This window comes from Cobetia sp. SIMBA_158, from assembly GCF_046566945.1.
In the GTDB taxonomy this organism is placed as follows: domain Bacteria; phylum Pseudomonadota; class Gammaproteobacteria; order Pseudomonadales; family Halomonadaceae; genus Cobetia; species Cobetia amphilecti.
In genome coordinates this window covers 1-233 of record NZ_JAWJYL010001134.1, presented here as the reverse complement: position 1 = coordinate 233, position 233 = coordinate 1, and the positions used below count along the sequence as shown (strand labels likewise).

The window sequence follows — 233 nt, the reverse complement described above, 5'->3', positions numbered from 1 at the left end:
CTTAGTGCAAGACGGTTGATCGGTTATGGGGGGATCTTGAAAGAGATCCATCAAGAACTCAATTTGACGGATGCTGAAGATGGGGATCTTGTCAGAATTGAAGAAGATGACGATGACGTAGCCAATGAAACGTTTGAGGTCATGGCACGTTGGCATGTTGGCATAAAAAACTATATAATTTTCTAATTAATCGAAATAGCTATGAAAATATGAAACTTTTAGAACAATTATTT

Annotated in this window: 1 protein-coding gene; it reads left to right on the top strand. The window is 36.9% G+C overall.

Going from position 1 to position 233, the window contains the following annotated elements:
* The coding region (locus tag R2R70_RS23290; protein ID WP_410979388.1) for a protein rep at positions 1-186 on the top strand (186 nt) is incomplete at its 5' end.
* Positions 187-233: the final 47 nt, after the last annotated feature.